Origin of the sequence: Mesorhizobium sp. M7A.F.Ca.CA.002.05.1.1 (genome assembly GCF_003998335.1) — a bacterium.
Classification (GTDB): Bacteria; Pseudomonadota; Alphaproteobacteria; order Rhizobiales; family Rhizobiaceae; genus Mesorhizobium.
The window spans coordinates 1-4,137 of sequence record NZ_RZQI01000542.1 but is presented as its reverse complement, the minus strand read 5'-3'; the positions used below and the strand labels follow the sequence as shown (position 1 = coordinate 4,137).

The 4,137-nt window shown below is 62.8% G+C and carries 3 protein-coding genes; 2 read left to right on the top strand and 1 reads right to left on the bottom strand.

Annotated features, from left to right (window positions below; translation table 11 throughout):
• Positions 1–235: 235 nt before the first annotated feature.
• Together EN939_RS23485 and EN939_RS23480 are read left to right on the top strand one after the other, a co-directional pair.
• Complete coding sequence (locus EN939_RS23485; RefSeq protein WP_127270039.1) at positions 236–994, top strand: SDR family NAD(P)-dependent oxidoreductase; 759 nt, start codon at positions 236–238, stop codon at positions 992–994.
• 229 nt (positions 995–1,223) lie between these two features.
• Positions 1,224–1,598 carry a hypothetical protein gene (locus tag EN939_RS23480; RefSeq protein WP_127270038.1) on the top strand — a complete coding sequence of 125 codons (375 nt, stop codon included), beginning with the start codon at positions 1,224–1,226 and terminating at the stop codon, positions 1,596–1,598.
• Between the two features lie 81 nt (positions 1,599–1,679).
• Here the strand turns inward: EN939_RS23480 and EN939_RS38160 are convergent.
• The coding region (locus EN939_RS38160) for a beta strand repeat-containing protein (protein ID WP_272483109.1) at positions 1,680–4,137 on the bottom strand (2,458 nt) is incomplete at its 5' end.

Below are 4,137 nucleotides of genomic sequence, written 5' to 3'. Positions count from 1 at the left end.
GCATAAGAGCGCGTCGTATAGGTCGAGCCGTCGACGGGAGAAATCACGGAAAAGGTCCGCGCGCCGGAATGCAGGTTCATGCTGTTGAAATCCATCCGAGCTGAGAGGTCATTTGGGGTACGATATCGCTATTTTCCATTTTGGCAAATTTTTTCTAATACCGCTTGATGGAATTTTGGTCCGCCCCTATTGTCCCTTCGATCTGCATTTTGGCAGGAACAGACGAGGGGTTCAGATGATCGCTTACGATTTCACCGGCAGGCATGCGGTCGTGGCCGGCGCAGGCGGCGGCATGGGCGAGGCGATCACGCTGGCGCTGCTCGATGCCGGTGCCTCTGTCACTGCCATCGACGTCAAGCAGCGTCCTGCGTCCCTCGCCGCCTATGACGACAGGCTCGCCTTCGCGCAGGGCGATCTCACCGACGCCGCCTTTGTCGAACAGACGATCGGCACGGCGGGCCGCGAGCGCGGTGGCATCGACTATCTCGCCAATGTCGCCGGCGTGCTGTGGTTCGGCCGCGACAAATCGGCCCTCGAGATGGATCTCGACGTCTGGGACGAGGTGTTCAACATCAATTTGAAATCCTTCGTACACACGGCGCGCTCGGTCGTACCCCACATGCGCGCGGGCGGACGCGGCGGCGCCATGGTGCATTTCTCGACCATCCAGTGGTATCGCGGCGACGCCAACCCGCAGGACGCCTACCAGGCATCCAAGGCCGGCGTCTGCGCGCTGTCCAAATCGCTGGCCATGCAGTTGGCCGGCGAACGCATCCGCTCCAACGCCATCTGTCCCGGCATGGCGCTGACCCCGCTGCAGGCGCGCTGGGACACCGAGGAGAAGCGTTCGGCCGTGGCGAGTTACGCGCCGCTCGGCCGCATCGGCACGCCGCAGGACATGGCCAACGCGGCCCTGTTCCTGCTCTCCGACGCGGCGAGCTACATCACCGGCATCGAACTTGCCGTCGATGGCGGCCTGCTGATGCGCATGTAGCCAGCACGCCCGCTGCCGGGCTGTGGCAGCACGACATGCCGGGTCTCTCCGCGATCACAATCTGTCAACTTTCCGTTCCTTGCCAGCCCAGGGATTGGAACGCCTCTATATGGATATTGCGGGCCACGAACCGCCGGCGATGACAGGATCACCGCGACGCGACGGAGGAGATTGCCCGTGTCCGGAAAGCGATATCCACACCGCTTTCCCGTTGAAGGGAGGCGCGACCATGCGCAATGTCACACCAAGGATCATAGCAATCGCATCGCTACTGGCGGCCGTGCCGCTATCGAGTGCTTACGCGGTACACCGCCACAGGGTCGAACCGCAGCGCATGTCTGTCGAGGCTAGAGCCGTCCTGGACCAGTTGCAGGGCGTCAAGCAAGGGATCGTCGAGGCAAGGGAGGCCAAGGCGATCACCCCTGAGCAGGAGCACGATCTGATGATGAGGGCCGACAGCATCCATCGCTCGGCCACTGACGGCGGCGCATACCAAGGTTTGCTCAGCCAGATTGAGAACTTGGATCAGCGACTGCAAGACGATTCAGGCGGCGGCTTCTACATCGGCGACGGCGCCGATGGCGGCTACTATCCAAACGGCTGACGCAGACTGACAATGATCGCACGGCGCCTCCGGCGATTGTCGGGGCTCCGGCTTTTCCGATACGAGATGGGGGGCAAACGCCTACTGAACCGACGCGACAGTGCAGACGGACGCGATGTCTCCGATGCCCTGGCAGAGGGCGGGACCGTTCAGGCGCGGATCCTCGACCAGCGTCTGCGTCCCGCCATCGGAGGGCTGGCCGGCAAAGAAGATAGGGGGCGGCTGACCGCCGCCATGCATGTCGGCATTGTGGACGACGACGCTGGCGGCTTCGGTTGGCGGCACCGCGTTGGCAGGCTGCACCACCAGGTCCGCGCCGACATAGGTCAACTCGTAATTGGCCGAGATGGTCAGGCTGCCTTGCTCGATGGCGTAAATGCCGGGCATGCTTGCAGTGGTGGCTTCGGTCGAAAGGCCGCCCGCGAACATGTCGCCGTTGACCAGCCCCAAGCCGCCGACCGTGTAGGTGAGTGGCGGATTGGCCGTCCCTTGTGGCCGGCTCTGCGCATCCGCAACCACGGTGATGGCCCGCTTGCCGATGCTGAAGTCCGCGCCGACATAGCTGATGTCATAGTTTGAGTTCGCGGCGTTGGTGATGCCGCCTTGCCCCATTGCATAGCCGCCGACAGTCTCACCAGCGGCGCGATCGAGAGCACCGGTCAACGCCGCGCCACTACCGAGATCGGAGACGGTATAGCCTAGGGATGACGGGTCGGCATCGCCATAGGATTTGCCCTGGCCGGCATTCGCCGTCACCGTTACTGCACGCTTGCCAATACTGAAACCGGCACCGACATAGCTGATGGCATAATTGCTATTCTCAGCGTTGGTCAGCGTGCCCTGGCCGATCGCATAATTGCCGACAGTCTCGCCGGCCGCGCGGTCGAGAGCACCGACCAGCAGCGCTCCGCTACCAAGATCCGAAACGCTGTAGCCGAATGACGAGGGATTGCTGTCGCCGTAGATCTTGCCTTGACCGGCATTGGCCGTGACGGTGATCGCCCGCTTGCCGATGCTGAAGTTCGCGCCGACATAGTTGATGTCGTAATTGCCGTTGGCGGCATCAGTGAGCGTGCCGCGGCCAATCGCATGGCTGCCGGCATTCTCACCGGCAGCACGATCCAGTGCGCCGACAAGTGCCGTTCCAGTGCCCAGATCCGAGACAGTGTAGCCGTAGGACAGCGGATCGCTGTCACCATAGGTCTTGCTCAAGCCGCTATCCGCCGTGACCGTGACGGCGCGTTTGCCGATGCTGAACCCGGCGCCAACATAGCTGATGTCGTAATTCGCATTGGCGGCATCGGTGAGGCTGCCGCGGCCGATCGCATAGGTTCCGACGCCCTCGCCGGCTGACCGACCGAGAGCGCCGACAAGGGCGACGCCGGTGCCGAGATCGGTAACGGCGTAGCCATAGGACAATGGATCGGCATTGCCGTAGGTCTTGCCCAGGCCCGCATTGGCAGTAACGGTCACCGCCCGTTTGTCGATGGTGAAGTTGGCGCCGACATAAGTGATGGCGTAATTGGCGTTCGACACGCCGAGATTGCCTTGGCCGATGGCATAGGTGCCGGCATTCTCGCCGGTCACGCGATCGAGTGCGCCAAGCAGCGATGCGCCGCTGCCGAGATTTGAAACGGTATAGCCATAGGACGATGGATCGCCATCGCCATACGTCTTGCCCTGGGCGGCGCTGGCGGTGACTGTCACCGCCCTTTTGCCGATGGTGAAATCGGCTCCGACATAGGTGATGTCATAGTTTGAATTGTTGCCGTTGGTCAGCGTGCCCTGGCCGATGGCGTACATGTCGGCATTCTCGCCGACATCACGGCCGAGTGTGCCGACCAACGCCACGCCGGTGCCCAGGCTCGAAACGCTGTAGGCGTAGGATGACGGATCGACATCGCCATAGGTCTTGCCCTGCCCTGATGTCGCTATCACCGTCACCGCACGCTTGGCGATGGAGAGCAGGCCGGCGCTGTTGAAGGCAAGGGCGTAGCCGTTCGAGGCAGCGACGTTGCCGGTGCTGATGCTGATCGCATAGGGCCCGCTGCCGACTTGTTCGTTGCCTGACAGCGTGGCGGTGGAGAGCGACGGCGCGCCGCCAAATGTATTGGCGGCAGCGTCGCCGAGATAGGCATTGGTGACGCCCGCCTGATAGCCCGACACCGTATAGGTCAGTGCCGGCATGGCGGTATCGCCATAAGTCTTGGCCGCATTTTCGGACTTCAAGGTCAGCGTCGGCTGATAGTTAAAGACGTAGCGGTTGCCGGTCGCGCTCACCGTGGCGCCGGCCGTCGTGTTCCAGACCGCCGTGTTGCCGCTGTCGAGATTGCCGAATGTGTTTCCGGTTGGGTTTGCCGCATAGATCAGCCAGCGGCCACTGGTTGCGGTGACAGCGTCGCTGCCGCGGTTGTTGACGAACCTGCCCATGGCTGACAGCACCGGATCGATTCCGCTGACCTTGGCGCCGACCGCCATCGTCAGGTCGCCCGTCGTCTGAAGCTTGACCTGGCCGGTCGTGGTGGCACCAGCCGTGACC

What these genes read in the sequence shown, in the direction of transcription:
- EN939_RS23485 (WP_127270039.1), top strand. Translation starts at nt 236, where the DNA reads ATGATCGCTTACGATTTCACCGGCAGGCATGCGGTCGTGGCCGGCGCA.
- EN939_RS23480 (WP_127270038.1), top strand. Translation starts at nt 1,224, where the DNA reads ATGCGCAATGTCACACCAAGGATCATAGCAATCGCATCGCTACTGGCG.